Source organism: Streptomyces sp. NPDC058459, assembly GCF_042721685.1.
Classification (GTDB): Bacteria; Actinomycetota; Actinomycetes; order Streptomycetales; family Streptomycetaceae; genus Streptomyces.
This window is the reverse complement of the sequence record NZ_JBHXLV010000003.1, coordinates 1-23712: the sequence shown is the minus strand read 5'-3', so window position 1 is coordinate 23712 and position 23712 is coordinate 1. Positions and strand designations below refer to the sequence as shown.

The window sequence follows — 23712 nt, the reverse complement described above, 5'->3', positions numbered from 1 at the left end:
TGTGCGCCCGCTTCGGACTCACACCCGGCGACTAAGCCCTCCTACTTCCACACCACGTCGATCAGGTCCGGGCGGAAGGCATGGTTTCCGCCCCGCGCTTGCTTCTGGATCACCACAGCCTCAATGAACCTGTCGAAGGCCGCCCGCTTCATCGCGACCGTGTACGACTCCCACTCGCGGACGATCCGCTCGGCAGCCGTGGTGCCGGTCTCGCTACCGGCCGCGTTCAGCGACGACACCTCGGACTCCAAAGTGTCCTTCAGCTCGTCGAGGCGCTTGATCTCGCGGACGAACTCGCGGAGGGGGAACTCGCCCGCCTCTCGGAGCTGACGTGCCTCCGCGATCTCCGCGAGCACCTGGTCGAGCCGCGCGCGCGCCGCAACCAACGCCGGATTGATTTCAGGCTGCCCGGCCCGCTTGTTCCCGGCAATCCGCCTCATCCGCTCCAGGAACGCGGCCTCGACCAGCGCCTCGACCGGCGGGCCGGACCGCGAGACGCCTCCGCATCCGCCGGCAGCCTTCAGGCACGCGTAGAAGTACCCATGCCGCTCGTAGCTCGTCGTGCCCCGCGTGTACATCATCGACAGCAGGCCGCCCGCGCATTCGCCGCACCGCGCCAGCCGGGTCAGCAAACGCTTCGTGACTGTCGTGCCCTTCTTCCGGCCGCGTCCGCTCTGCTTCCGCGCTTTCAGCACGTCCACGACCGCACGCCACTGCTCGGGCGTACAGATGGGTTCCCACTCCCCGACAACCGGTGAGCCGTCCGAGCGCTCCAAGAGGAACTCGCTGAGGTCGATCTTCCCGCGCTTCTCGCGCTCTGCCTGCGGCACGTACACCCGATACCCGCACAGCCGAGGGTTCGTGACGATGTAGCCCACGGACGTATAGCTGATGTTCCGGCCGAGCGGCGTTTGACGGCTGCGCACATTGAGCGCTACCCACTCGGCGTGCACCTCGCCGAGGAGCTTCCCGTTCAAGATGTCCTGGTGGGCCTTGACGATCAGCGCGGCCTCAATCGGGTTGGCGCTTCCGTCATCATCCCAGCCGAACGGGGCCACGCCCTTGTGGAGCTTGCCCTGCATCGCGTCGGCCTTCTTCTGCCGCGCGACACGGCGGGCGGCGTCCGCCGAGAACTTGTTCGCGATCATCACGTACAGCCGGGCATTGAACCGGCCGTCCGGGGTCGAGAGGTCGTAGTCGCCCGCAGTCGTCGCGAACACCATGGGGCGCCGAGCGTCCTCGTAGATGTCGATCAGCTTCTCCAGCTCTCGCGGCTGGCGCGTCACGCGGTCGATGTTGTAAGCGGCAACGCCAGAGATGATCTTGGCCTCAAGATCATCGACCAGTTCCCGGAAGTCCGGGCGGACGACTCGGCGCTTGTAGGCCGAGAGGTCGTTGTCGACGTACATGCGGTGCAGCGTGAGAGTCCGAACCCTCACGAGATCGTGTACGTCCTCCTTCTGGCGGGTGACGCCTTCTTCGCCGTCGCGACCGTCTCCGAGTTCTCCTACGTCGCTGATGCGTGCGTATCCGCCGACTAGTATCGCCATGTCTTGCTCGTGCCTCTTCCTGCTGGTCCGAGGCAGGTTAGTTCCGAAGTATGTTCGATTGGCGTTAGGCGAGACCCGGACGTACTCCTTCGAGGCCATGACCAAGGCGGTCCGGCTGATCAACGACGGCGCCCGGTTCATCGCCACCAACCCGGACAACGTCGGCCCCTCCACCGAGGGCGCCCTGCCCGCCACCGGATCGGTCGCCGCCCTGATCACCGCGGCGACCAGGAAGAAGCCGTACTTCGTCGGCAAGCCCAACCCGCTGATGATGCGCGCCGGGCTCAATGTGCTCGGCGCCCACTCGGAGACCTCCGCCATGATCGGCGACCGCATGGACACCGACGTGCTCGCGGGACTGGAGGCCGGGATGCGTACCTTCCTGGTGCTCACCGGGGTCACGGAGGTGGACGAGATCGACCGCTACCCGTTCCGTCCGTCCCAGGTCGTCGACTCCATCGCGGACCTGGTGGACCTCGTCTGAGCTGGGTGTTTCGCGGCACCCTCAAACCGGGTCCCACCCGTACGGAGCAATCGGAGACCCCGTCCGGATGCGAAGGCGCACCGGGCGGGGGAACCTCCCAGTATCTGGAGGTTCACGATGGGCTCACTTCGCCTCACTCTATGCATTGGAATGCTCGCCGCCGCCGCGTTCACCCCGGCTGTCGCCCACGCGGCGGACGGCGGCGGCTCGCACGGAACCGGCGGGCTCACCGTGGCCCCGGCCGTCCCCGTCCCCGGTACCGACGTGTCGCTGCGGGTGCGCGGCTGCACGGCGTCGCAGGGTACGGCGGCGTCGAGCGCCTTCGTCTCGGACGCCCGGCTGACCGGCGGACAGGGCGACCTCTCCGGCCAGACCCGCGTCCGCACCTCCCTCAAGGCGGGCGCCTACGACGTGCGGATCACCTGCGCCGACCACTCGTTCACCGGCCGGATCAGCGTCGACGAGCCCGGGGCCGGTGTGCGCCCCGGCTCCGGCTCCGGCTCCGGCGACGAGCCGGACACCGGACCCTCCCCGGTCGCGCCGGTCCACGCGGGCGGCGGCGGCACGGCGGCCGGTGGCAGCGTCGGCGCGGACACCAGCACGCTGTTCGCCACCGTCGCCCCCACCGGCTCCGGTCCCGGTGCAGCCCAGGCCCTGACCGGGCTGGCCCTCGCCGGCTGCACCGCGGTCACGGTGGGGGCGCTGCGCGGTCGTCGGAGCCGGAACGACGGCTGAGCGGGCGACCGGATGTCCGAGGAGCGAGGGCACACCACCGCCGGCGGCCGGGCGGTCACGGCCGTGGCCTGGGCCGTGCTGCTGCTCGGACTCTGGCTCTGGGGGCGGGACGTGACCGGGCTGCCGGAGAACCCGGCCGGTACCGCGCACGGCGATGTGGCCGGACTCGGCGGCATCCCCCTGCCCGCCCCGGCGACCCCGCTGCCCGACTCCGCCCCGCAGCGCGTCGACATCCCCCAACTCGCCGTCCAGGCACCGGTGGTGGCACGCGGGCTGGACAGCCGGGGCGGCATCGACCCGCCGCCCTTCGACCAGGCGGGGGTGGTCGGCTGGTACGGCGCCGGGACCACGCCCGGCGCGGCGGGCACCGCGCTGCTCGTCGGCCATGTCGACACCGAGACCCGGCCCGCCGTCTTCTACCGGCTCAGCACCCTCGAACCCGGTGACTCCGTCCGGGTGGTCCGCGCCGACGGCAAGGTGGCCCGGTTCGTCATCGACGACGTCGAGGTGCTGCCCACCGACCGCTTCGACGCCGGACGCGCCTACGGCACCCGTCACCCCGGCCGCGCCGAACTCCGCCTGATCACCTGCGGCGGCACCTACGACCGCGTGAGCCGCAGCTACACGGCCAACGTGGTCGTCTCCGCGTACCTCACCGGCACCGGAGGCTGAACACCCCTGGCATTCATGGGCGTTGGCTTCCACATCTCGCCATGTCCTCGGTGATCGAGTCGTACAGCCCGCCGATCTGCCGCAGCGCGCTGATCCGCACCGCGTTGGAGGCGCCGACGAACATCGGGGCGCCGTAGCGGTTCCCGGCGCACTGGATCAGCGTGTGGAAGAGGCTCTGCTGCGACTCGGCGGCCTTGGTGACGAACGTGTCGTGGTTGCCGTGCTCGGTCCGCGCGCGGTGCGGGCCCGAGGGCTGGTTCCACCTCGCCACGCCCTTACGGCTGAAGTGGCGGACGCCCAGCCGGGCGCAGACCTCCTTCACGGCCGGGTCGTCGCCCTCGTCCAGCAGCCAGACGTGCAGCGGGCCCCGGTGCCGCGGCCCCACGGCCGCCGCAAGGGTCCGCGTGACCATCTCCGGCGGCTCCTTGCCTGGCACGAAGGAGGTCAGGAAGGCCACCCGGGTACGAGGGTGGCGTGCGCGTCGGACAGCACGTTCACGCAGCGGAAGAACTCGATCAGGCCGATCGAGACCAGCATGGCGGTGTCCAGCGCGGGCAGCCTGCCGTAGTGCTCGTAGTCGTGGCTCGGCAGGGCCTTTCCGGGCCGGTCGAGCCGTCCGGTGCGGTGCGCGACGGTTCTGAGCCGTGTGGTCCGGGACGGATCATCCGGCTGTTGGTGTTGTCGGTCCTGTCCGTGCTGTGCGTGGCTCTGCCGGGCGCCCGGCGGCGTCGACATCATGAGTCATCCCCCGACACGCGGGTCGGCGCGTGTTTCGTCAGTCCGTTGTTCACCGGTCAAAACCGATCATTGCGGTGACGGGAGACGCAAGCAGGCCCCCCGTTCGCACGGGAGGCCTGCTCGTTGTCTGTGCGCCGCCAGGGACTCGAACCCCGGACCCGCTGATTAAGAGTCAGCTGCTCTAACCAACTGAGCTAGCGGCGCCTGCTGACGGGAAAACTCTACAGGACCAGCCGGGGTGCTCCGAACCGCCACCGATCGCCCGGGAGTCGCCCCTGGGCCGTCCCGGCGGGACGTGTGCACCATTCGGACCGTCAACATGCGCGTCACGCGGACAGTTGTGAGACTGATCGACGTGCACACACACGGACATATCCACCCTCCATGTGAGGCAGATCGCATGACCGCTCCGGTGTTCGAGGAGATCGATCCGGTGAGCGACTGCGACTGCCTCGGCTGCGTCCGGTGGCGCCGGCTCGCCTCCCGGCCGCCGTCCGCCCGCCCAGGTGGCCGCCCGGCCGCCCGGGGCGCCGTGGTCATGGCCGCCGCCGCGTCCGCCGTCCTCGGTGCCGTCCCCGCGGCCGCGGCGCTCACCGCTCAGCCGCCCCGGCACACCACCTCCCAGATCCCCCAGACCCTCCAGACCCCCCAGCTCGCGGCCCGCCCCGGCGCCCCCGGGGCGGACGGGGGCCCCGCCACCCCCCAGGGCAGCGCCGCGCCGCTGCACGGGCCGGGCAACACGCCCGCCCGGCCGCAGGCCAGGACCCCCGCCACCACCCGTACCGCGATCATCAACCGGGCCAAGCTCTGGGTCGGCGCCCAGGTGCCCTACAGCACCACCGCCTTCTGGTCCGACGGCTACCGCCAGGACTGCTCGGGCTATCTCTCCATGGCCTGGGGCCTGCTCTCCAACGAGTGGACGGGCAGCCTGGCCCAGTTCGGCGTGAAGATCACCAAGGAGGAGCTGCAACCCGGCGACATGCTGCTCTTCCACAACGCGGCCGACCCGCAGAACGGCTCGCACGTCGTGCTCTTCGGCGGCTGGACCGACTACACCCGCACCGCCTACACGGGGTACGAGCAGACGCCCCCGCACACCCGCCGCCAGAGCACGCCCTACGCCTACTGGAACAACGCCGCCAAGTACGTCCCCTACCGCTACAAGGGCGTGACCGCGGGGTCGGCGGGCGCCGAGCCGGCGGTCACCGCCGTGCCCTTCCCAGGCGCCAGTCGCTTCGGGCCCGGCGCGAACAACACGTACGTCACCCAGCTCGGCGAGATGCTGGTCGCCCGGGGCGGCGGCTCGTACTACTCGACGGGACCCGGCCCGGTCTGGGGTGAGGCCGACCGGCGCGCCACCCAGGCGTTCCAGCAGGCCCAGGGCTGGACCGGGGCGGCGGCCGACGGGCTGCCCGGCCCGCGCACCTGGGAGCTGCTGGTCACCGGCAAGGGCAAGGACATCACGTCCGGTTCGGCGGGCCCCGGCGGCGTCCCGGCCTTCCCCGGCAAGCGGTACTTCCGGGCGGGCGCCGACAACCCCCACGTCACCCAGCTCGGGCGGCAGCTGGTGAAGAAGGGATTCGGCAGCTTCTACGCCACCGGGCCGGGACCGCGCTGGAGCGAAGCGGACCGGCGGGCCGTGGAAGCCTTCCAGCGCGCCCGGGGCTGGCGCGGCAGCGCGGCGGACGGCTACCCGGGCCCCGATACCTGGCGCCGCCTGTTCGGCTGAGGCGCCCGGTCACCCCCGGGCCCCGCGTCCGCGCGCGGCCCGGCATCCCTTGTCATGACGCATCTGGCGCGGAGGCTGGAGGCACCCATGAGCACGACGACACCCCCCATCCATGAGTCCCATGAGTCCGAGGAACGCCCGGAGAGCCCGCCGGGCGGCGCGGGGACGGCCGTCCGGCCCGCCCGGCTGATCCACAACGAGGCCACGACCGAGATCCCCGTCCATCTGCTCTTCCGTGACGAGCCGGCCCCCGCGTCCGAGGCGCGGCGGCCCGCCGTGGTGAACCGCCGGCAGGGCACCGGCGAGCAGCCCCGGCTCGGCCGTCCGGCGCCGGTCCGCAGACGCCCGGAGCTGCGGCCCGACCCCGGCCTACAGGAGCGCCCGGCGCGGGTGCTGCCCGGCGCCGCCGGGGTGCTGGCCGGGCTCGGCGGGATCGCCGGCTGCCTGGCGACCACCTGGTGGGCGGGGGTGCTGCCCGGGGAGGTGCTCGGCGCGCACCCCGGCGCGGGGCTCGGTGCCGCGCAGTGGGCGGCGTACGCGGGTGCCGGGACGCTGGGGCTGTCCGGCTTCGGCGGGCTGGCGCGCGGGCGCACCGGGCGGGCCTTCGTGCTGGGGCTGTTCGGCCGCTACCGGGGGACCGTACGGCGCACCGGGCTGCTGTGGATCAACCCGCTGCTGCGGCGGCGCCGCGCCGATGTGCGGCTGCGGCACTGGCGCAGCGGCGCGGTGCCCGCGGCCGACGCGAACGGGGTGGCGCTGCGGGTGGTGGTCCTGGTGGTGTGGCGGGTGCGGGACACCGCGCGGGCACTGCTCGGCATCGAGGAGCACGAGACCTACCTGCGCGAATGCGTGGAGTCGGCGCTCGCACGGGTCCCGGTGGAGCTGCCCGGCGGGGCGCGCAGCGGGGCCGACGCGGCCGGGGACGCGCTGACCCGGCTGGTGGCGGCGGACGTGGCGCCGGTCGGCCTTGAGGTGTTCTCCGTGCAGCCGGTCCGGGTGGAGTACGCGCCCGAGGTCGCCGCCGCCATGCAGCGGCGCCGGATCGCCGCGCTGGACGACCGGCAGCGGGCCACCATGCTCAGTTCGGTGGTGGACTCGGTCGAGGACACGGTCACCCGGCTCACCACGCGCGGGCTGGTCGAGCTGGACGACTACGAGCGCAAGGCGCTGGTCCGGGACCTCACGGTGGCGTTCTGCTCGGCCCGCCGGGAACCGGCCTGACGCGCGCCGCCGCACGGTATGGACATGTTCAACTCCCGGCAATAATCTGGTACTTGGTCTGGACCTATCGCACCGTCCCCGCACAGCCCGGCTCAGTGAACCTTCCCCCCACGACGTTCCCCAGGAGCGGCAGCATGCGTACCAGGACCAGGTTGTCAGCGTTGTCCGCGGCCGTGCTCGGCATGGCCACGGCCGGCGCGTTCGTACTCTCCACCGGCGGCGCCAGCGGCCACGGCTACACCGACCTCCCCGTCAGCCGGCAGAAGCTCTGCCAGAACGGCTCCGTGACGAACTGCGGCGACATCCAGTACGAGCCGCAGAGCGTCGAGGGTCCCAAGGGCTTCCCCGGCTCCGGCCCCGGCGACGGCCAGCTGTGCGCCGGCGGCAACAGCCGCTTCGGCCAGCTCAACGCCCCGAACACCCCCTCCGGCGGCGCCTGGCCCACCACCCGGGTCACCGGCGGCCAGTCGTACACCTTCCGCTGGCAGTTCACCGCCATGCACGCGACCAGCGACTTCACCTACTACGTCACCAAGCAGGGCTGGAACCAGAACCACGCCCTCGCCCGGTCCGACCTCAACCTGACCCCGTTCCTCTCGGTGCCGTACAACGGCCAGCGTCCCCCCACCACGCTCAGCCACAGCGGCACCCTCCCCAGGGGCCTGACCGGACACCACGTGATCCTCGCGGTCTGGAACGTGGCCGACACGACGAACGCCTTCTACGCCTGCTCGGACGTCACGTTCTGAGCTTCCCTTGAGCCCGATCACCCTGGGACATGGGTACGTTCGCGGCACGCCGGTCCACCGGGGGCGGCGTGCCGACCCAGGGGGGTTTCATGGATGCACTGCTCTACATCGCGCCCGGAGTGATCATCACCGGGTGTGTCCTCGGCATCGTCCAGGTGATCCGCCGGGCCCTGCGCACCCGCACACTGTGGGCGCACGGCCAGGTGGCCGAGGGGCGCTGCCTGAACACCTACATGAAGACGAGCGGCGGCGACAAGACGGCCGTGCACAGCACGCTCCACCATGTGTACGAGTTCACCAGCCGCGAGGGCGAGCGGTTCCGGTTCGACGAGGCCGGGGGCGACTCGACCGTGGTGGCGGGCGACCATGTGGTGGTGCGCTATCTGGCGGAGCGGCCGCAGTGGGCCACCGCGCTCCGGCCGGCCCGGGGGCGTCTCATCGTCGGCACCGGCGTGGTGGTCGCCTTCCTCGGCGTGATAGCCGCGGGCTGCGTCCTCTTCGCGGTCTCCGCGCACTCCGCCATGTAGAAAGATGTGGAAAGACACCGAGGGCGGATCGATTTCCCGATCCGCCCTCGGCAGTGGTGCGCCGCCAGGGACTCGAACCCCGGACCCGCTGATTAAGAGTCAGCTGCTCTAACCAACTGAGCTAGCGGCGCATGACTCCCGCCTTCCGCTTCTCGCGGCCGACGACAGAGAAAATACTACCTGGTCCCCCGGGGTGCTCCGGACCACCGCCGGGGGCGCTACAGCGCCGGTGGGAGCAGCACCGGGGCCGCGTGCCGGCTGAGGGCGTCCCCGGCCGGCGACCCCGGCGGGATGGCGGGCGACGGACTCCAGCACGCGCGGCGCGTCCTGGACCGGGTGGAACGGGGCGGTCGGCTGGTGCTTCGGCGCCCCGGTCTCCCCCTGCGCCCGCTCGCCCGGCCGCGCGATCCGGCCGGCGGATCGCTTCCACGGTATCGGCCAAGTGGCCTGCTGAGATGAGGTGTTGTCGAGACGTACGGGGGACCTCAGTGCCCCGGTACGTAACCCCGCTTCTTGTCCACCACGTTGATCAGCGGCCTTCCCGCCGCCCAGCGCTCGTACAGGTCCACGAACTGCGCGCCCAGTTCGTCGCGCCAGCCGACCGTGTCGCCGCTCATGTGCGGGGAGACCAGCAGGCCGGGCAGGTCCCACAACGGGCTGTCGGGGGTGAGGGGTTCGGTGGTGAAGACGTCCAGGGCCGCGCCCGCGATCCAGCGTCTGCGCAGCGCCTCGGCGAGCGCCGGCTCGTCCACCAGCTCGCCCCGGCCGACGTTGACGAAGACCGCCGAGGGCTGCATCACCCCGAAGCGGTGCGCGTCGAACATGCCGCGCGTCTGCTCGGTCAGCGGTGCGGCGGCGATCACCCAGTCCGCGCGGGCGATCAGCCGGTCCAGGTCGGCCGGGCCGTGTACGTCGGTGCGCGGCACCCGGCCCACCAGCGCGGGCGTCACCCCGAGCGCCTTCAGCGTGGCGGCGATGGCCCGGCCGATCGGTCCGGAGCCGACCACGCAGGCGCGGGTGCCCGCCACCCGGCGGGTCTCCCGGTGCCGCCAGACGTGATCCCGCTGGAGGTCCACCGTGCGCGGGAGGTCCTTGGCGGCGGCCAGCACCAGCGCGGCCACGTACTCGGCCACCGGCCGGTCGAAGACACCGCGCGCGTTGGTCACCACCGCGCCGGAGGCGGCCAGTTCGGGGCACATCAGGTGGTCCACGCCCGCGCTCGCGGTGTGCACCCAGGCCGGGCGCGGCCCCTCGCCGGGCCAGGCTTCGCGTACCGCCCGCGACCGGAAGTCCCAGACCAGCAGCACGTCCGCCGCCGGCAGCAGCGCGGCCAGGCCCCCGGCGCCGGTGTGCACGACGCGGGCCCGGCCGGTGAGCCGGCCGAGCCTCGGCGGCGGATCGGCGTCCAGCACCAGCAGGGTGGGGAGGGTCATCGGCCTGCCGCCTCCCGTCTCCCGTGCGGCCGCCCACGCTGGCACGGGCACCCGGCGGCGTCAACGGGCCGTGCCGTTCAGGGGGGCGATCCGGCCTCCGCCGGGTACCCGCACCTCCAGCGGGGGTGCCCGTACCGCCGTGCGGGCCACACGGGGCGCCTTCGCGGGAAGCGGGGGAAGACGCGGGGAACAGCCCTGAGTACGCCTGAGTAACCCTGAGTAACTCCGAGTGACACGGAGAAAGGCCGACATGACAGCAATCGGATTCCTCTGTCCGGGCCATCGCGGCGAGGACGACTACCCGCGCGTCGAGCAACTGCTCGCCGGCGCGGTCCGGCTGGACCTGGTGCACACGTCCACCGGCGAGGACGCCCACGCGGTGGACCCGCTGCACGGCGCGGACTTCGCCGGACGGCTCACGGCGGCCATGGAGGGGCTGCGGCTGACCGGCGCCGAGGCGGTGGTGTGGACGAGCCCGGCGGGCGGCTTCGCGCACGGCTGGAAGGACGCACACACCGAGGCGACGGAACTGGCCCGGCAGGCGGGGCTGCCCGCCTCCTCCACCTCGCTGGGCTTCGTGCACGCCGCCCAGGCGCTCGGCGTCCGCGAGGTCGCCGTCGCGCACGCCTACCCGCCCGAGACCGCCGCGCTGCTGCGGGCGTTCCTGGCCGACGGCGGTCTGGAGGTGACCGGCACCGAGGAGGTGGACGCCCTCACCGCCGAGCGGGCCGCCGAGGGTGACGAGGCCGAACTCCTGGCCCTGGCGCGGGCCGCAGACACCCCGGACGCCGAGGCGGTGCTGCTGCCCGACACCGCGCTGCGCACCGCCGCCCACCTGTCCGCGCTGGAGGCCGCGCTCGGCAAGCCGGTGCTCACGGCGTCCCAGGTCTCGGTGTGGGAGGGTCTGCGGCTGGCCGACCGCCGGCTGCGCACCGACGCCCTCGGCGCCCTCTTCACCCGGGAGCCCGTCGTACAGCTCTGACCCGGCTCCGACCAGGTGCCCGGCCCGGCCGGGGGGAATAAGCGGGGACAGCCTCCTGTTGCGCACGCAGTACAGAGCACGCCGTAAACAGGAGGCTTCCACCGTGCCGGCAGACGAGATCCGGGGCGCCGTGCACGGCACCGCCCCCGTCCCCCTCTCCGTACTCGACCTGGTCACCGTGGGCGCCGGGAGCACCGCCTCCGACGCGCTGCGCACCAGCGTGGAGCTGGCACGGTCCGCCGAGGCGCGTGGCTTCCACCGGTACTGGGTCGCCGAGCACCACTCGATGCCGGGCGTCGCCTCCTCCTCGCCCGCCGTGATCCTGGCGCACCTCGCCGCCCACACCGACCGCATCCGGCTCGGCTCGGGCGGTGTCATGCTGCCCAACCACGCCCCGCTGGTCATCGCCGAGCAGTTCGGCACCCTGGAGGCCATGGCGCCGGGCCGGATCGACCTCGGCCTCGGCCGCGCGCCGGGCACGGACGGGGCGACGGCAGCCGCGCTGCGCCGCTCCGACACCCTGAACGAGGGCGTTGACGACTTCCCGCAGCAGCTCGCCGAGCTGACCCGGTTCCTCGACGACGACTTCCCCGACGGGCACCCCTACGCCCGTATCCACGCCATCCCCGGCCCGGTGCAGAGCAGCACCCCCGGTGGCGTCCAGTCCCCGCACCGGCCGGTGCTCTGGCTGCTCGGCTCCTCCGGCTTCAGCGCCCAGCTGGCCGGAATGCTGGGCCTGCCCTTCGCCTTCGCGCACCACTTCTCCGCGCAGAACACCATCCCGGCGCTCGACCTGTACCGGGAGACCTTCCGCCCCTCCGAGGTGCTGGCCGAGCCCCACGCCCTCATCGGCGTCTCCGCGCTCGCCACCGACGACGAGGCCGAGGCCGGCCGCCAGGTCCGCGCGACCGCGCTCAACATGCTCCGGCTGCGCATGGGCCGGCCCGGACTCTTCCCCGACCCCGAGGACGCGGCCCGGCACGAATTCAGCCCCATGGAGGAGGAGTTCGCGGCCTCCTTCACCCGCAACATCGTGCACGGCACCGCCGACGAGGTCCGCGCTGGCCTGGACGACCTGCAGAAGCGCACCGGCGCCGACGAGCTGATGCTCACCAGCCACGCCCACCGCGGCGAACTGCGGCTGCGCTCCTACGAGCTGATCGCCGACGCCTACGGCCTGCCAGCCGCGTAGCTACGCACCCCTCGGGGGTGCCTTGTCGGTCAGGCCGGCCTCGCGGCGTCTGGCACGCCCTGACCCGGCCTGACCGACAGGACACCCCCGAGCAGCTCCGTGATGCGGTCCGGCGGCACCGGGCGGGAGTACAGCCAGCCCTGCCCGGTGTCACAGCCGATCCGGCGCAGCCGGGTGGCCTGCGCGGAGGTCTCCACGCACTCGGCGGTGACGGTCAGCCCGAGCCGGTGGGCCAGCTGGATCATCGCCTCCACGATCACCTCGTCGGCCGGGTTCGCCGTGGTGCCTGCCCGGCCCGGGTCACCGCCCTCGTACTGGAAGCCGCGGACGAAGGACCCGTCCAGCTTCAGCACCGAGACCGGCAGGCGGCTGAGGTAGGCAAGGTTCGAGTAGCCGGTGCCGAAGTCGTCGATGGCGATGCGCACCCCCATGTCGCTGAGGGCCTGGAGCGCCTGGATCGGGCGGCCCCCGGAGCCCATCACGGCCGACTCGGTCAGCTCCAGCTGGAGCAGGTGCGGGGCGAGCCCGGTCTCGGTGAGCGTGCCGGCCACGTCCGCCACCAGGTCGGAGTCCCACATCTGGCGCACGGCCACGTTCACGCTGACGAAGATGGGCGGCTCGTCCGGATGGGCGAGCTGCCACTGCCGGGCCTGACGGCAGGCGGTGACGAGCGCCCAGCGGCCCAGCTGCACGATCGAACCGTCCTCCTCGGCCAGCTGGATGAACCGATTCGGCGTCAGCGTCCCGAACTGCGGGTGGTGCCAGCGCACCAGCGCCTCCACCCCGCTCAGCCGCCCGTCCTCCATGCCGACCAGCGGCTGGTACTCCAGCGCGAACTCCCCGCGCTCGATGGCCGGACGCAGGGTGGATGACAGCGCCTGACGGGTGATCCGGTGCGCGTTGCGCTCGGGGTCGAACAGGGTCCAGCGGCCCCTGCCGTCCGCCTTCGCCCAGTACAGCGTGGTGTCGGCGGCCTGCATCAGACCGGTCGCCGTCGTCCCGGCCATGCGCCGCTCGACCACCCCGATGGACGCGGTCAGCGACAGCCGCCGCCCGGCCAGGTCGAACGGCTCCTCCAGCGCACGCAGCGCCGAGGCGGCCAGGTCGGAGAGCTGCTCGGTGCCGGTGGAGTCCTCCACGAGCAGTGCGAACTCGTCGCCGCCGAGCCGGGCCACCAGCGGGGCCCCGGCCCGCGCGCCCTCGGTCTCCTCGGCCACATGGGTCAGCCGTTTGGCCACGGCCTCCAGCAGCCGGTCCCCGACGCGGTGGCCCAGGGTGTCGTTGACCGCCTTGAACCCGTCGAGGTCGAGGCAGCACAGGCCGATCCGCCCGGTGCCGGCGCCGGTGCCGTCCTCCGGCTCGGCCTCCAGCGCGGCCGAGAGCCGCTCGAAGAACAGGGTCCGGTTGGGCAGCCGGGTCACCGGGTCGTGCATCCGCAAGTGCCGGAGGCGCGCCTGGAGTTCGCGGCGGGCGCTGATGTCGGAGACGGACAGCAGGGCGCCCGGTGTGTCCTCGGTCAGCGGGGTGACGGTGATGCGCACCCATACGGGGTCGCCGTCCGGCTGTTTGAGGCGCCGGGTGCAGCGCAGCCGGTCCTGGCGGCCGCCGAGCACCTCGCGGTAGGCGTGCCGGGTGCCCGGGTCGGGGGCCAGGTCGACCAGATCGGCGGCGGGGCGTCCGGCCAGCGCCTCGGCGGACGTGCCCAGCAGCGCTCCCAGGGCGGCGTTGGCGTGCGCGACCAGCCCGTCGGGGGTCACCACGGCCATGGGGAGCGGGGCCGTCGTGAAGACCCGGAGGTAGATCATGTGGTCACCGTCTGTCACGGCTGACCGGTCGAGGTCTGCCGCGGGCGTCGGCCCTTCGGACGTTCCGCTCACCGCTCGCTCCCGCAGTGCACTCGATCCCAGTCCGTGCCGGAAAGTGTGCCGATCATAGAGGCTGGTCCCGGCCCCTTCCAGCCGGTCTCCAGTCTCCCCGACCGACCCGCCCTCCTGACAGATCGTTTCTGCCCGGACCTGGACGGGTTATTGAGGCCCACGACCAATTGTGACGTTCCGTGAGTGATTCGGGGTGTCGGCCGCCGGGCGCCCAGCGGACGGGCAAACGGGCGTACTCACCCTTCCGGTTCAGGTAAACAGGACATAGCGCAACATAAGCACACAGTCTGGGTGGCGGTGTCCCGCGAACCGCATCCGGAGGTCCCCGACGTGCCCAAGCTGCGCAGCACCGCCGCCGTGGTCACCACGATGTCGGCGCTCGCCGCGACCTCCATCCTCACCGGCCCCTCGGTCGCCGAACCCTTCTCGCCCGAGCCCTGCGCGCTGCACCGCACCGACGCCCACCACTCCGAGGGCCTGGACAGCTGGAACTCCGCCTACCCGCGCCCCCAGGGCCGCCTCGACGCCGCCCTGGTCTTCCTGTCCTTCCCGGACGCCACCCCGCGCACCACCCCCGCCGAACTGACCGCCGACCACTTCCCGGCCACCAGCCGCTACTTCGAGCAGTCCTCCTACGGCCGCTTCACCCTGCGCCCGCACCCGCTGGACCGCTGGCTGCGGATGCCCCGCCCGTCCACCGCGTACGCCATAACGCGGGACTGGAGCGCCTCGGACCGCTCCGCCTATCTGCGGGACGCGTTCGCCGTGGCCGACAAGGCGCTGGACTTCTCCCGCTACGACGTGGTCTACCTGGTCGCCGACCCGGACGCGCCCGGCGTGGACTCCGACGCCACCAAGGTGGTCAACCTCGACACACCCGTCCGGCTGGACGGCACCGACGTACGCCGGGTCGTCACCGTCTTCGAGCGGCACCCGCCCGACCGGCTGGTGCTGGCCCACGAGACCGGGCACGTCTTCGACCTCCCCGACCTCTACCACCGCCCGACCGACTCGGGGGACGACTGGGACACCCACGTCGGCGACTGGGACCTGATGGGAAGCCAGTTCGGCGCGGCCCCCGACCTCTTCGGCTGGCACAAGTGGAAACTGGGCTGGCTGGACCCCCGTCAGGTGGCGTGCGTCCGGGGGACGGGCCCGACCCGGCTCACCCTGGAGCCGCTCGCGGCCGGGCCCGGCGTCCCGGTGCGCGGCGCGTCCGGCGCCCCGGTCTTCGGGCTCGGCAACGGCACCAAGCTCGCCGTGGTACGCACCGGCCCGGACACCGCCCTCGCCTTCGAGGCGCGCGGCCCGGCGGGGAACGACCGTACGGCGTGCGAGCGGGGCATCCTCGTCTACCGGGTGCGCGCCGGCGTCGCGTCCGGGGACGGTCCCGTCGAGGTGGTGGACGCGCATCCGCGCAGCGAGGCGTGCTGGGAGAACTCCGTGTATCCCCCGCTGGCCGACGCGCCCGTCTCGCTGGGGGAGACCTTCACCGTGCCGGGGGAGGGGGTGAAGGTGGAGGTGGAGGAGCACACGCCGGCCGGGGCCTGGACGGTGCGGATCACGCCGGGGGAGGGCGGCTGAGGCGGGGCGCGCGCGGTGGGGTGCATGAGGTGTGGGGCATGCGAAAGGCCCCCGCTTTCGCGAGGGCCTTCGTTGTCTGTGCGCCGCCAGGGACTCGAACCCCGGACCCGCTGATTAAGAGTCAGCTGCTCTAACCAACTGAGCTAGCGGCGCCTGCCGACGTCACAGACCTTAGCATCCTGGTCGGCGGGAGGAAAAATCGATATCCGGGCCGCCGCGCGGGCCGCGCGCACCGCCGCCCAGAGCAGCACCTCGGGGCCGGGCAGCCAGGGGTGGCGGGTGTCCGGGGCGACCAGCCAGCGGGAGCCCGCCGGGGCCGGGGAGGCGTCCCCCTCCAGCGCCGGGACGGTCACCGCGTCCCCGGTGCCGTGACACAGCAGCGGGGGGACGGCATGGGTGCGCGGGCCCCACTCCTCCCAGGCCAGCAGCGTGGGCAGCCGCTGGGACGTACCCGGTGCCGCGAACAGCAGGGTCCGGCCCCGGTGCACCGCGACCGGGCCGCAGCCCGGCCCCTCCCCGCCCCACAACCGGTCCAGCATCCGGCGCCCGAACACCGCGGGCGCGCTCACCACGTCGAAGAGCGTGCCGCAGGGCAGCACCACGGGGGCGCCGGGCCGCTCCTCCCAGAGAGCGAGCGTGCTGCGCGGATACATGCCGGCGGAGGCGAGCCAGGCGGCTCCCTCGGCGGTGGCGGCGGTGACGTCCGGTGCACTGGGCATGCACACAGGTCTACCCTCGGTGAGGGAGCGGTTTCGCTGGGTTGTGGAAATGGGGGACAGGGAGGGGCGGGACGGGGTATCTTGCCCGCCTGGCATATGCCAGCTGCTTCGGGCGTCCTGCTCGGGCTAGTGCGGATCGCTCGCGCGGCGGCCCTCGGGGTCGGCGCCCCGCAGCAGGTCCCGGCCGAACTCCACCATCTTCTTGGCGTAGTCCTCGGTCCATTCCGCGCGCTCGGCGATGTCCGCCGCCGTCAGCCGGTCGAACCGGCGCGGGTCGGCGAGCTGGGCCGCCGCCACGGCCTGGAACTCCATGGCCCGGTCGGCCGCCGCGCGGAACGCCTGGGTCAGCTCGGTGGCCCGGGTCAGCAGCGCGCGCGGGTCGTCCATCGACTCCAGATCGAAGAAGTGCTCCGGGTCGGCGGCCGCCGCCGCAGGCTCGAAGAGCAGGGGCGCGGGGCGTGGCCGCGGTTCGTGCCGACGCGGCGAGGGCTCCGCCATGTCTTCATCTCCTCCTCGTACGTTCGCTTCCTCTCGGCCCGGCCTCCGGCCGGACCACCGTCCATTGTCCCGCGCCGGTGCAAGAGGGCCCCGGGGCCAGGCATCGCACCCACGGTCAGGGCCCCGCGGCTCAGGGCCGGTAGGGCACCCGGTGCTCGGCCAGCCGCGCCAGGACCGCGTGGTTCGCCTCCCAGCCGTCCGGGAACTTCACCAGGGTGCCCAGCTGGACCGGTTCCGTGGACGGGTACTCGTCCAGCAGGTCGCTCACCCCGGCGCGGCACACCACCACGCAGGCGTGGCGGTGCCGGGAGGCCAGGACGCACAGGCGGCCCGTCTCCAGGTGGAAGGCGGTGGCGTCGGGGCGGCCGGAGAGCGGGTGCAGGACCACCGTCACGTCGTACTCCCGGCCCTGGAGCCGGTTCGCGGTGTCCACGGTCACCCCCGTCACACCCAGGTCCGCCAGCGCCGCGCGGACCGCCGCCGCCTGGTCCCGGTGGGCCGTGCCCACGGCGACCCGGCCGGCGGTCAGCGGGGTCGGTGTCTCCGCGCGCTCGGAGACGGCCGCGCCCCCTCGGTCCAGCAGCCGCCGCACCACGGCGGCCACCGCCCGCACCGCCTCCGGGTCGGTGCGCGGGGTGTGCCGGGCCGGCAGCTCCAGCAGCCCCCAGCCGGACTCCGCCGCCTCGTCGATCACCCGGTCCGGACCCGAACCGTCCGACGGCACCGCGAAGGCGAGCCGCCGCTCCCCGTGCCCGGTCCCGCTGCGGAACGGCGTGTACGGGTAGAACGCCGCCGACACCAGCGGGGCCGCCGACGCGGGCAGCCGCCAGGACACCGGCAGCCGGTGCTGCGGCAGCCGGGGGTTGTGCGCGAGCAGCGTGGAGACCGCCGAGGCCGACGGGTCGTAGGACAGGCCCGCCCACTGGTCGCCGCCCACCGTCGAGAACGGGTCCAGCTGGCCAGGGTCGCCCACGAACAGCGCCCGCTCGAACAGCCCGGCCACGGCCAGCAGCGAATCGGAGCGCATCTGGTACGCCTCGTCCACGATCGCGTGCCCCCACGGCTCGTCCACCGTGACGTGCGCCCACTTCGCGGCCGTGGAGAGGACCACAGGGAGCCCGCTCAGATCGCCCGCCTTGGCCGACTTACGCACGTGGGGCAGCGCGTCCAGCGCCCTGTCGTAGGCGTCGGTGTCGCTGCTGTGCAGGCGGCCCAGCGGGAGGTCGGGGTTCTTCTCCGCGAGGCGCAGCACCAGGTCGTCCACCTGGGCGTTGGTCTGCGCCACGACCATCAGCGGGCGGCCCGCCCCGGCCAGTTCCAGCGCGGCCCGGACCACGAGCGTGGACTTGCCCGCGCCGGGCGGGGAGTCCACCACCACACCGCGCTCGGTGCCGTGCAGGGTGTCGGCGAGGATCGCGTCCGTGGCACGCGTGGCGGCGGCCGAGGGGTCGAAGTCCGCGGTCGTCACAGCACGTCCTCCCCGGTCACCGCGTCCGGGATCTCCGGCACGGGCTCACCGGGCGGCCCGCCGTGCGTCCACGGGGTCTGCTCGGGGTCGGGCAGCCTGGCGCCGCCGCGCTGCTCGTGCTCGAAGAGCGTGAAGCACACCGGGTCGCCCTTCTCCGGCACCGAACCGGCGTCCGGCTCCTTGCCCCGGCCCATCCTGTCCATGATCCGCAGCACGAGCACACCGTCCTCCGGCGCGCCCTCGTACCCGGCGAACTCCGCCGTCTGCGGCTTGCCGTTCAGCGAGCGGTACACCCTGGCGCGCTCGCCCAGGTGCGGGCGGTCCTCGGTGCGCACGGTCACCAGCGGGCGCGGGCTCGGCCGCCTGCCCTCGCTGTACGCCATGACCACCTCGGTCACCTCGCCCGCGAGCGCCTCCCCGGCCAGCCGCCGGGCCGCCATCGCCAGCGGGTCGTCCAGCGCCTCCTGCGCCTCCAGCCGGGCCTGCTCGCGCTCGCGCGTGGCCAGCTTGTTCGCCGCCGTCACCGCGTCGTCCCGGCGCGGCTGCGGGGGTTCGCCCGCCGTGATCCGGTCCCGGTGGGCGGTGAAGGACCAGCGGTCCCGGGTCCACCGCTGCTCGACATGCCCGCCCTCGGGGAGCGCCCGCAGCAGGTCGAGCCCGCGCCAGACCGCGTCCCAGGTCGGCCGGGTGCGGCTCTCGACCAGGTCGCGGATCTCCCGCTCGGCGGCGGTGAGGGCGGTCAGCAGGTCCTCGGCGCTCAAGGCGTCCTCGGCGGCGGCCAGCGCGGTGCGCGCCCGGTCGTACCGCTCGATGGCCGGGGCCAGCAGCTTGTTGTCGAACGCCGGGTCGGTGGCCGGCCCCGCCGGGGGACACAGCAGCTGGCCCGCCGCGTCCCGCGCCCGCTCCGCCCGCGCTGCCGCCTCGGCGCCGGACTCGCCCTCGGGCGGGTCGATCCAGGCCAGCAGGGCGCCCAGATGCTGGTCCTCCACCATGGACTGCCCCGTGGCCCAGTGCCGGGACAGCGCGTCGGTCAGCGCCAGCAGCAGCGAGGAGCCCGGAACCCGGGAGCGCTCGCCGTAGTGCGTCAGCCAGCGGCCCAGCAGCGGCACGCGCGCGGGCGCCGGATACGGCGTCTCCGGGTCCTGCTCGGCCGTGCGCCGGAACCGCGTCGAGCGGCCCAGCAGCCGGACGAGGTCCAGGCCCGCGCGGCTCGGCACCACGATCTGGGGCGCGTCCACGCACAGGTCGACCTCGACCTTGACCCGCTTGCCGGTCTCCGGGTCGGTGTCGGTGCGCTCGGCCGTCTCCACCGCCTCGGCGCAGGATTCCAGGTACGGCAGCACGATGTCGGCCAGCTCGGCGAGGAACGCGAACCGCTGGTCGCGGTCGCGGGGCTGCGGCACGACGAGCAGCCGGGGCGCGTCCCGGTCGGTGCCGACCAGCGCGCCGAGCGGGGCGCCCGTCTCGCCGGCGGTGATCAGGGGCACGAACACCAGCGGGCGGTCGGACAGCCGACGGTGCCGGACGGTCGCGGCGGGCTGGGCCCGGCCGGTGGCCACCGCCTCCAGGCGGGCCAGGGTGGCGATCAGGGACATGGCACGGCCGCCCGGTCCGCCGCGCCGGCGAGTGCCTCCACGCGCAGGGCGGCGGCCCGGCGCAGCGCTGCCACCACCGGATCGTCCGGGTCGCCGCTCTCGCCGCGGGCCGCCGACAGCACCTCCTGGACGGTGCCCAGGCCGCCCAGCTCGGCGCGGAGCGGACGGCCGAGCCGGGTCACCGCGTCCGCCGCGCGGGACCGCTCCCGGCAGTGGAAGGCCAGCTCGCAGGAGGACAGGCACTCGGGCGCGTAGGCCGCCGGGACCGCGTCGACGGCGGCCGTCAGCTCACCGGCGGGGCGCTCCGGGTCGAAGCAGGTGCCCTCGGGCAGTTCCGCCGCGATGGTCTCCACGCGGGTGAGCCGGGTGAGCTGCCGCGCGGTGACCGCCCGCTGCGCGCGTACGTCGACCGCGCGCGCGGTGGCCAGGTTGGAGAAGTCCTTCGGGCACACCAGCAGCACCTCGTGCCGTACGGCCGGCGGCGGGGTCAGCCGGGCCGCGACCTCCTCCAGCGCCAGCACGTACACCGCCGCCTGGCGGGCGGCCGCGCCGACCTTCGCCGGGTCGGCCGAGCCGTCCAGCATCGGGAACGACTTGATCTCCACGACCGTCCAGCCGCCGTCGGGGTGCACCACCACCGCGTCCGGCTCCAGGAACGCGGGCGAGCCCGCCACGTCCAGCGCGAGCATCGGGTGGTCCAGCAGCGTCCAGCCGCCCGCCGCGACCGCCTCGCGCAGCGCGAGCGCCGTACGCGCGGTGCGGCCCTCGGGGCCCGGCGCGCTCAGGTCCGGCACGGAGGCCCCGGCGGGGGCTTCGGCGGCCGGGTCCAGCAGGGTGTGGGTGAGCCGCAGCAGCTCGGCGCCGCCGTCCGCCTTGACGCGCGCCTCGAAGGTGTTGCCCCGGATCAGCGCGAACTGGGACTGCCCGTAGTCCGACGGGGCGCCCAGCGCGCCCGCGAGCGCTGCCTTGTCCACCCCGGCGCCGTCCAGGATCGCGCGTCTGCGGCAGCCCGGGTTGGCCGCGAGCGCCGCGAGGGCGCGCGCGTCCAGCGCCTTGGCCGGGACGTTGGGACCGCGCAGCTCAGCGAGCCGGTGCCGCAGCGCCGTCCCCCGCTTCGCTGGGGGAGGCGTCGGTTCCGGCCGCGGGGTCGAGCCGCGAGTCGCGCTGCCGTGGAATTCGCTCACCCGCGGAAGTCTGGCATCCGGCACTGACAACCGGGGAAGGACCGGTGTTTCCGGCCGCCCGCGGCGGGGCCGCCCGGGTGCCGAGGCGCAGCCGCGCGGCGGTCGCGCCACGCGTCACGTACGGGGCCAGGAGCAGGCCGGCGCCCATCACGGCCGCGCCCGCGACCGCGTCCAGGAAGTAGTGGTTGGCGGTGCCCATGACCACGATCGCGGTCACCAGCGGATAGCCGACCGCGGCCGCCCTGGCCCAGCGGGTCCGCCCGCACCGCCACAGCATCACCCCGCAGAACAGCGCCCAGCCGACATGCAGGCTCGGCATCGCCGCGTACTGGTTGGTCATGCCGCCCATGCCGCGCGGGGCGCTGGCCTCACCGCCCCACCAGCCGTACGCGCTGTAGTGCGCCATGGTGTCCACGAAGCCGTGGGCTGGGGAGAGCAGGCGGGGCGGGCAGGTGGGCAGCAGGATGAAACCGATCAGACCGATGAACGTGGACGTCATCAGCCAGGTGCGGGCCGCCCGGTAGTGCTCGGCGTGGGCCCGGAACAGCCAGACCAGGACCGCCGGGGTGACCAGGTAGTGCAGTGAGGCGTACCAGAAGTCGGCCGGCACCCCTATCCAGGGCTCGGCCGTGAACAGCCGGTTCAGCGGGTGCTCGGCGTTCAGGTACAGCGCCTGCTCGGCCCGGAGGATGACCAGACCGTGGTCCACGGCGGAGGAGACGTTTCCGCGAGCGAGGAGCCGGCCGGCGGTGTAGCAGCCGTAGACCAGCAGGATCAGCGGCAGCTCGGTCCACCAGCGCGGCCGGGTACCCGGCACCGCCCCGGTGCCCGGTGTCTCGGTCTGCGGCATCCGATCGCCCTTCCCCTTCGCGTTGCCTGGCACCCCTCGGGCGCCGTGACACCTTACGGTGTCGGTCCGCCCGTCCGCGCGGGCGTTCCGGCTCTCGAAGACGCCGGAATCGCCCGCCGGGTTGCCCGCGCGGGAGGTGCGCCATCATGGAAGGACCCGGCGAACCGGTTTCCCCGGCGTCCACTCGGCGTCCCTCTTCCGGAAAGGTCTCCCCCATGGCACCGCGCATCCTGCTGGCCCGGCACGGACAGACGGCCTGGTCGCTGTCCGGCAAGCACACGGGCCGGACCGACGTGCCGCTGCTGGAGGAGGGCCGGCGCGGGGCCAAGCTGCTCGGCGAACGGCTCCGGCAGAGCCCGCCGGCCGCCTTCGCCGACGTGGAGGTGCGCACCAGCCCGCTGGTCCGCGCCCGCGAGACCTGCGAACTGGCCGGCTTCGGCGACCGCGCCGAGGTGTGGGACACGCTCATGGAGTGGGACTACGGCGCCTACGAGGGCATGACCCCGGCCGAGATCCAGGACGTCCGGCCCGGCTGGCTGATCTGGCGCGACGGTGTCCCCGAGGGCGAGACCCTCGCCGAGGTGACCGCCCGCGCGGACGAGGTCGTCCAGTGGGCCCGCTCGGCCGACCGCGACGTCCTGCTCTTCGCCCACGGCCACATCCTGCGCTCCATCGGCGCCCGCTGGCTCGGTCTCCCCCTCGACTTCGCCGCCCGCCTCCGCCTCAACCCCACCTCCCTCTCCACCCTCGGCTGGGCCTACGGCGAGCCGGCGATCGAGAGCTGGAACGAGACGGGGCACCTGGTCGGCTAGGAGCCCGGCCCGTCACCCCCGCCGAGGCCGCGGCAGCGAGGCATGGCGGTCCAGGAAGTCCGCCACGCCCTTCGCGCGGCGGTGGGGGAGGAGGACGCGGGCGGTACCGGCCAGCATGGTCTGGATGCGGGAGGACTGGACCTGGGTCAGGAGGTCCAGGACGCGCAGACCCGCCGCCGCCGCCTCGTCCGGGTGGCCGTCGCGGGCCAGGTCGTCGGCCAGTTCGGCCGTGTACAGGGCGATGTTGCGGGAGAAGTGCGGGTTCTGGAGCCGGGTCGCGCGGCGGGCGTGCCGGGCCGCGCGGCGCCAGTCCCCCAGCGTCGACCAGCACTGCGCCTCAAGACCCGCCAGCTCGGCCTCGCCGTAGAAGCTCATCCACTCCGGGTCGGCGTCGGAGATGCCCCGCCCGAACAGCGCCTGCGCGCGTACGAGCGCCTGCTCGCAGCCGGTGCGGTCCGCGAGCCCCGCCCAGCCGCCCGCCTCGCGCAGCGCCAGCAGCGACATCAGCCGGGGCGAGCCCAGCGGACGGGCGGCCCGCTGCGCGGCCTGCGCCGCGCGGACCGCCTCGCGGGGGCGCCCGGCGTCCCGCGCGAGGAAGGCGGTGTTGCAGAAGGCGTGTGCCTCCAGCGCCGCGTCCCCGGTCATCCGGGCGGTGGCCAGCGCCTCCGCGTAGTGCGAGCGGGCGTCGTCGAAACGGCCCGAGTCATGGGCCAGCCAGCCCACCGAGATGGCCAGCTCACCGGCGCCCGAGTGGAGCCGCTCGGCGGTGGTCTGCCGGGTCGCGCCCGCGTCCAGCAGGGCGTAGGCGGCGCGCAGCGGCTCCGCCGCGCGCCGGTACAGGCCGTCCGCGCCGTGCCTGTCGTCCAGCAGCCGGATGCGCCGGACGGCCTCCTCCACGGCGGCCGCCTCCGACGTACCGGCCCGCCGTGCGGCCGCCGAGGCGTCCGTGGCGATGCCCAGCGGGCCCAGCGCGGCGGCGGCTGCCACCGTGGCGCCCGTTCCGGTCATGAATGCGCGACGCAGCACGTCGCTCTCCTCGTGGTTCAGGGGGTCGTCCGGGTACGGCGCGTGGGCGCCGTACGGGGCGTCGGGGTCGAAGGGGCGCCCGTCCCC

Annotated in this window: 20 protein-coding genes, 3 tRNA genes and 2 pseudogenes; 11 read left to right on the top strand and 14 right to left on the bottom strand. The window is 73.8% G+C overall.

Annotated elements, in window-relative coordinates:
• Positions 1-41: 41 nt before the first annotated feature.
• Positions 42-1550, bottom strand: coding sequence for a recombinase family protein (locus ACFWN1_RS01195; protein WP_381272744.1), 1509 nt, complete (start codon positions 1548-1550; stop codon positions 42-44).
• Positions 1551-1614: 64 nt separating this feature from the next.
• Here ACFWN1_RS01195 and ACFWN1_RS01190 point away from each other — a divergent pair.
• From ACFWN1_RS01190 to ACFWN1_RS01180, 3 genes and pseudogenes are all read left to right on the top strand, one after another.
• Positions 1615-2034, top strand: a pseudogene (locus ACFWN1_RS01190) (HAD hydrolase-like protein); the annotation flags it as partial.
• A 150-nt stretch (positions 2035-2184) separates the two neighbouring features.
• Complete coding sequence (locus ACFWN1_RS01185) at positions 2185-2769, top strand: hypothetical protein (RefSeq protein ID WP_384356911.1); 585 nt, start codon at positions 2185-2187, stop codon at positions 2767-2769.
• Between the two features lie 12 nt (positions 2770-2781).
• A complete protein-coding gene (locus tag ACFWN1_RS01180) occupies positions 2782-3441 on the top strand; it encodes a class F sortase (protein WP_384356908.1) in 660 nt (219 codons plus the stop codon).
• Positions 3442-3478: 37 nt separating this feature from the next.
• On the opposite strand, the pseudogene ACFWN1_RS01175 reads toward ACFWN1_RS01180, so the two are convergent.
• Positions 3479-4179 (bottom strand): annotated as a pseudogene (locus ACFWN1_RS01175) (hypothetical protein); the annotation flags it as partial.
• Positions 4180-4309: 130 nt separating this feature from the next.
• Positions 4310-4383, bottom strand: a tRNA-Lys gene (locus ACFWN1_RS01170).
• Between the two features lie 196 nt (positions 4384-4579).
• Between ACFWN1_RS01170 and ACFWN1_RS01165 the strand changes: the two genes are divergently transcribed.
• The 4 genes from ACFWN1_RS01165 to ACFWN1_RS01150 all read left to right on the top strand — a co-directional run bounded on the left by ACFWN1_RS01165 (position 4580) and on the right by ACFWN1_RS01150 (position 8405).
• Complete coding sequence (locus ACFWN1_RS01165; protein ID WP_384356905.1) at positions 4580-5908, top strand: peptidoglycan-binding protein; 1329 nt, start codon at positions 4580-4582, stop codon at positions 5906-5908.
• A gap of 87 nt (positions 5909-5995) precedes the next feature.
• Positions 5996-7129, top strand: coding sequence for an SPFH domain-containing protein (locus tag ACFWN1_RS01160; protein WP_384356902.1), 1134 nt, complete (start codon positions 5996-5998; stop codon positions 7127-7129).
• A gap of 134 nt (positions 7130-7263) precedes the next feature.
• The gene (locus ACFWN1_RS01155) at positions 7264-7878 is read left to right on the top strand and encodes a lytic polysaccharide monooxygenase (RefSeq protein WP_384356899.1); all 615 of its coding nucleotides are present in this window, start codon (positions 7264-7266) and stop codon (positions 7876-7878) included.
• A gap of 89 nt (positions 7879-7967) precedes the next feature.
• Positions 7968-8405, top strand: a complete 438-nt coding sequence (locus tag ACFWN1_RS01150) for a DUF3592 domain-containing protein (protein WP_384356896.1) — start codon at positions 7968-7970, stop codon at positions 8403-8405.
• A gap of 54 nt (positions 8406-8459) precedes the next feature.
• On the opposite strand, the gene ACFWN1_RS01145 is transcribed toward ACFWN1_RS01150, so the two are convergent.
• Positions 8460-8536: transfer RNA gene (locus ACFWN1_RS01145), tRNA-Lys, on the bottom strand.
• 354 nt (positions 8537-8890) lie between these two features.
• Positions 8891-9838: a D-2-hydroxyacid dehydrogenase gene (locus tag ACFWN1_RS01140; RefSeq protein WP_384356893.1), complete on the bottom strand. Its 948-nt coding sequence runs from the start codon at positions 9836-9838 to the stop codon at positions 8891-8893.
• Between the two features lie 250 nt (positions 9839-10088).
• Between ACFWN1_RS01140 and ACFWN1_RS01135 the strand changes: the two genes are divergently transcribed.
• Positions 10089-10820, top strand: coding sequence for a decarboxylase (locus ACFWN1_RS01135; protein ID WP_384356890.1), 732 nt, complete (start codon positions 10089-10091; stop codon positions 10818-10820).
• A 103-nt stretch (positions 10821-10923) separates the two neighbouring features.
• Positions 10924-12012 carry an LLM class flavin-dependent oxidoreductase gene (locus tag ACFWN1_RS01130; protein WP_384356887.1) on the top strand — a complete coding sequence of 363 codons (1089 nt, stop codon included), beginning with the start codon at positions 10924-10926 and terminating at the stop codon, positions 12010-12012.
• A gap of 29 nt (positions 12013-12041) precedes the next feature.
• Here ACFWN1_RS01130 and ACFWN1_RS01125 read toward each other — a convergent pair whose 3' ends face one another.
• Positions 12042-13889 (bottom strand): putative bifunctional diguanylate cyclase/phosphodiesterase, encoded by a 1848-nt coding sequence (locus tag ACFWN1_RS01125; protein ID WP_384356884.1) that lies wholly within the window; start codon positions 13887-13889, stop codon positions 12042-12044.
• 369 nt (positions 13890-14258) lie between these two features.
• Here ACFWN1_RS01125 and ACFWN1_RS01120 point away from each other — a divergent pair, with 369 nt between their 5' ends.
• Positions 14259-15473, top strand: coding sequence for a M6 family metalloprotease domain-containing protein (locus ACFWN1_RS01120; RefSeq protein WP_384357013.1), 1215 nt, complete (start codon positions 14259-14261; stop codon positions 15471-15473).
• A 79-nt stretch (positions 15474-15552) separates the two neighbouring features.
• Here ACFWN1_RS01120 and ACFWN1_RS01115 read toward each other — a convergent pair.
• The 7 genes from ACFWN1_RS01115 to ACFWN1_RS01085 all read right to left on the bottom strand — a co-directional run bounded on the left by ACFWN1_RS01115 (position 15553) and on the right by ACFWN1_RS01085 (position 21787).
• Positions 15553-15626, bottom strand: a tRNA-Lys gene (locus ACFWN1_RS01115).
• Positions 15617-16192: a bifunctional DNA primase/polymerase gene (locus tag ACFWN1_RS01110; RefSeq protein ID WP_384356881.1), complete on the bottom strand. Its 576-nt coding sequence runs from the start codon at positions 16190-16192 to the stop codon at positions 15617-15619. The genes ACFWN1_RS01115 and ACFWN1_RS01110 overlap by 10 nt, the downstream gene beginning before the upstream one ends.
• 126 nt (positions 16193-16318) lie before the next feature.
• Positions 16319-16690 carry a hypothetical protein gene (locus ACFWN1_RS01105; RefSeq protein ID WP_384356878.1) on the bottom strand — a complete coding sequence of 124 codons (372 nt, stop codon included), beginning with the start codon at positions 16688-16690 and terminating at the stop codon, positions 16319-16321.
• A 130-nt stretch (positions 16691-16820) separates the two neighbouring features.
• A complete protein-coding gene (locus tag ACFWN1_RS01100) occupies positions 16821-18158 on the bottom strand; it encodes an AAA domain-containing protein (RefSeq protein WP_384356875.1) in 1338 nt (445 codons plus the stop codon).
• A complete protein-coding gene (locus ACFWN1_RS01095) occupies positions 18155-19753 on the bottom strand; it encodes a hypothetical protein (protein WP_384356872.1) in 1599 nt (532 codons plus the stop codon). The genes ACFWN1_RS01100 and ACFWN1_RS01095 overlap by 4 nt, the downstream gene beginning before the upstream one ends.
• A complete protein-coding gene (locus ACFWN1_RS01090) occupies positions 19744-20937 on the bottom strand; it encodes a hypothetical protein (RefSeq protein WP_384356869.1) in 1194 nt (397 codons plus the stop codon). The genes ACFWN1_RS01095 and ACFWN1_RS01090 overlap by 10 nt, the downstream gene beginning before the upstream one ends.
• Entirely contained in the window at positions 20834-21787 is a 954-nt protein-coding gene (locus tag ACFWN1_RS01085; RefSeq protein WP_384356866.1) for a phosphatase PAP2 family protein, read from the bottom strand. Before ACFWN1_RS01085 ends, ACFWN1_RS01090 begins: the two co-directional genes overlap by 104 nt.
• Before the next feature lie 215 nt (positions 21788-22002).
• On the opposite strand from ACFWN1_RS01085, the gene ACFWN1_RS01080 reads away from it, so the two are divergent.
• Entirely contained in the window at positions 22003-22599 is a 597-nt protein-coding gene (locus tag ACFWN1_RS01080; protein ID WP_384356863.1) for a histidine phosphatase family protein, read from the top strand.
• Between the two features lie 12 nt (positions 22600-22611).
• On the opposite strand, the gene ACFWN1_RS01075 is transcribed toward ACFWN1_RS01080, so the two are convergent.
• A partial coding sequence (locus ACFWN1_RS01075) for a hypothetical protein (protein ID WP_384356860.1) occupies positions 22612-23712 on the bottom strand: 1101 nt, incomplete at its 5' end.

Excerpts from the sequence above, each read along its gene's own strand:
- ACFWN1_RS01195 (WP_381272744.1), bottom strand. The coding sequence starts at position 1,550 with ATGGCGATACTAGTCGGCGGATACGCACGCATCAGCGACGTAGGAGAA.
- ACFWN1_RS01185 (WP_384356911.1), top strand. The coding sequence starts at position 2,185 with ATGCTCGCCGCCGCCGCGTTCACCCCGGCTGTCGCCCACGCGGCGGAC.
- ACFWN1_RS01180 (WP_384356908.1), top strand. The coding sequence starts at position 2,782 with ATGTCCGAGGAGCGAGGGCACACCACCGCCGGCGGCCGGGCGGTCACG.
- ACFWN1_RS01165 (WP_384356905.1), top strand. The coding sequence starts at position 4,580 with ATGACCGCTCCGGTGTTCGAGGAGATCGATCCGGTGAGCGACTGCGAC.
- ACFWN1_RS01160 (WP_384356902.1), top strand. The coding sequence starts at position 5,996 with ATGAGCACGACGACACCCCCCATCCATGAGTCCCATGAGTCCGAGGAA.
- ACFWN1_RS01155 (WP_384356899.1), top strand. The coding sequence starts at position 7,264 with ATGCGTACCAGGACCAGGTTGTCAGCGTTGTCCGCGGCCGTGCTCGGC.
- ACFWN1_RS01150 (WP_384356896.1), top strand. The coding sequence starts at position 7,968 with ATGGATGCACTGCTCTACATCGCGCCCGGAGTGATCATCACCGGGTGT.
- ACFWN1_RS01140 (WP_384356893.1), bottom strand. The coding sequence starts at position 9,838 with ATGACCCTCCCCACCCTGCTGGTGCTGGACGCCGATCCGCCGCCGAGG.
- ACFWN1_RS01135 (WP_384356890.1), top strand. The coding sequence starts at position 10,089 with ATGACAGCAATCGGATTCCTCTGTCCGGGCCATCGCGGCGAGGACGAC.
- ACFWN1_RS01120 (WP_384357013.1), top strand. The coding sequence starts at position 14,259 with ATGTCGGCGCTCGCCGCGACCTCCATCCTCACCGGCCCCTCGGTCGCC.
- ACFWN1_RS01110 (WP_384356881.1), bottom strand. The coding sequence starts at position 16,192 with ATGCCCAGTGCACCGGACGTCACCGCCGCCACCGCCGAGGGAGCCGCC.
- ACFWN1_RS01105 (WP_384356878.1), bottom strand. The coding sequence starts at position 16,690 with ATGGCGGAGCCCTCGCCGCGTCGGCACGAACCGCGGCCACGCCCCGCG.
- ACFWN1_RS01095 (WP_384356872.1), bottom strand. The coding sequence starts at position 19,753 with ATGTCCCTGATCGCCACCCTGGCCCGCCTGGAGGCGGTGGCCACCGGC.
- ACFWN1_RS01085 (WP_384356866.1), bottom strand. The coding sequence starts at position 21,787 with ATGCCGCAGACCGAGACACCGGGCACCGGGGCGGTGCCGGGTACCCGG.
- ACFWN1_RS01080 (WP_384356863.1), top strand. The coding sequence starts at position 22,003 with ATGGCACCGCGCATCCTGCTGGCCCGGCACGGACAGACGGCCTGGTCG.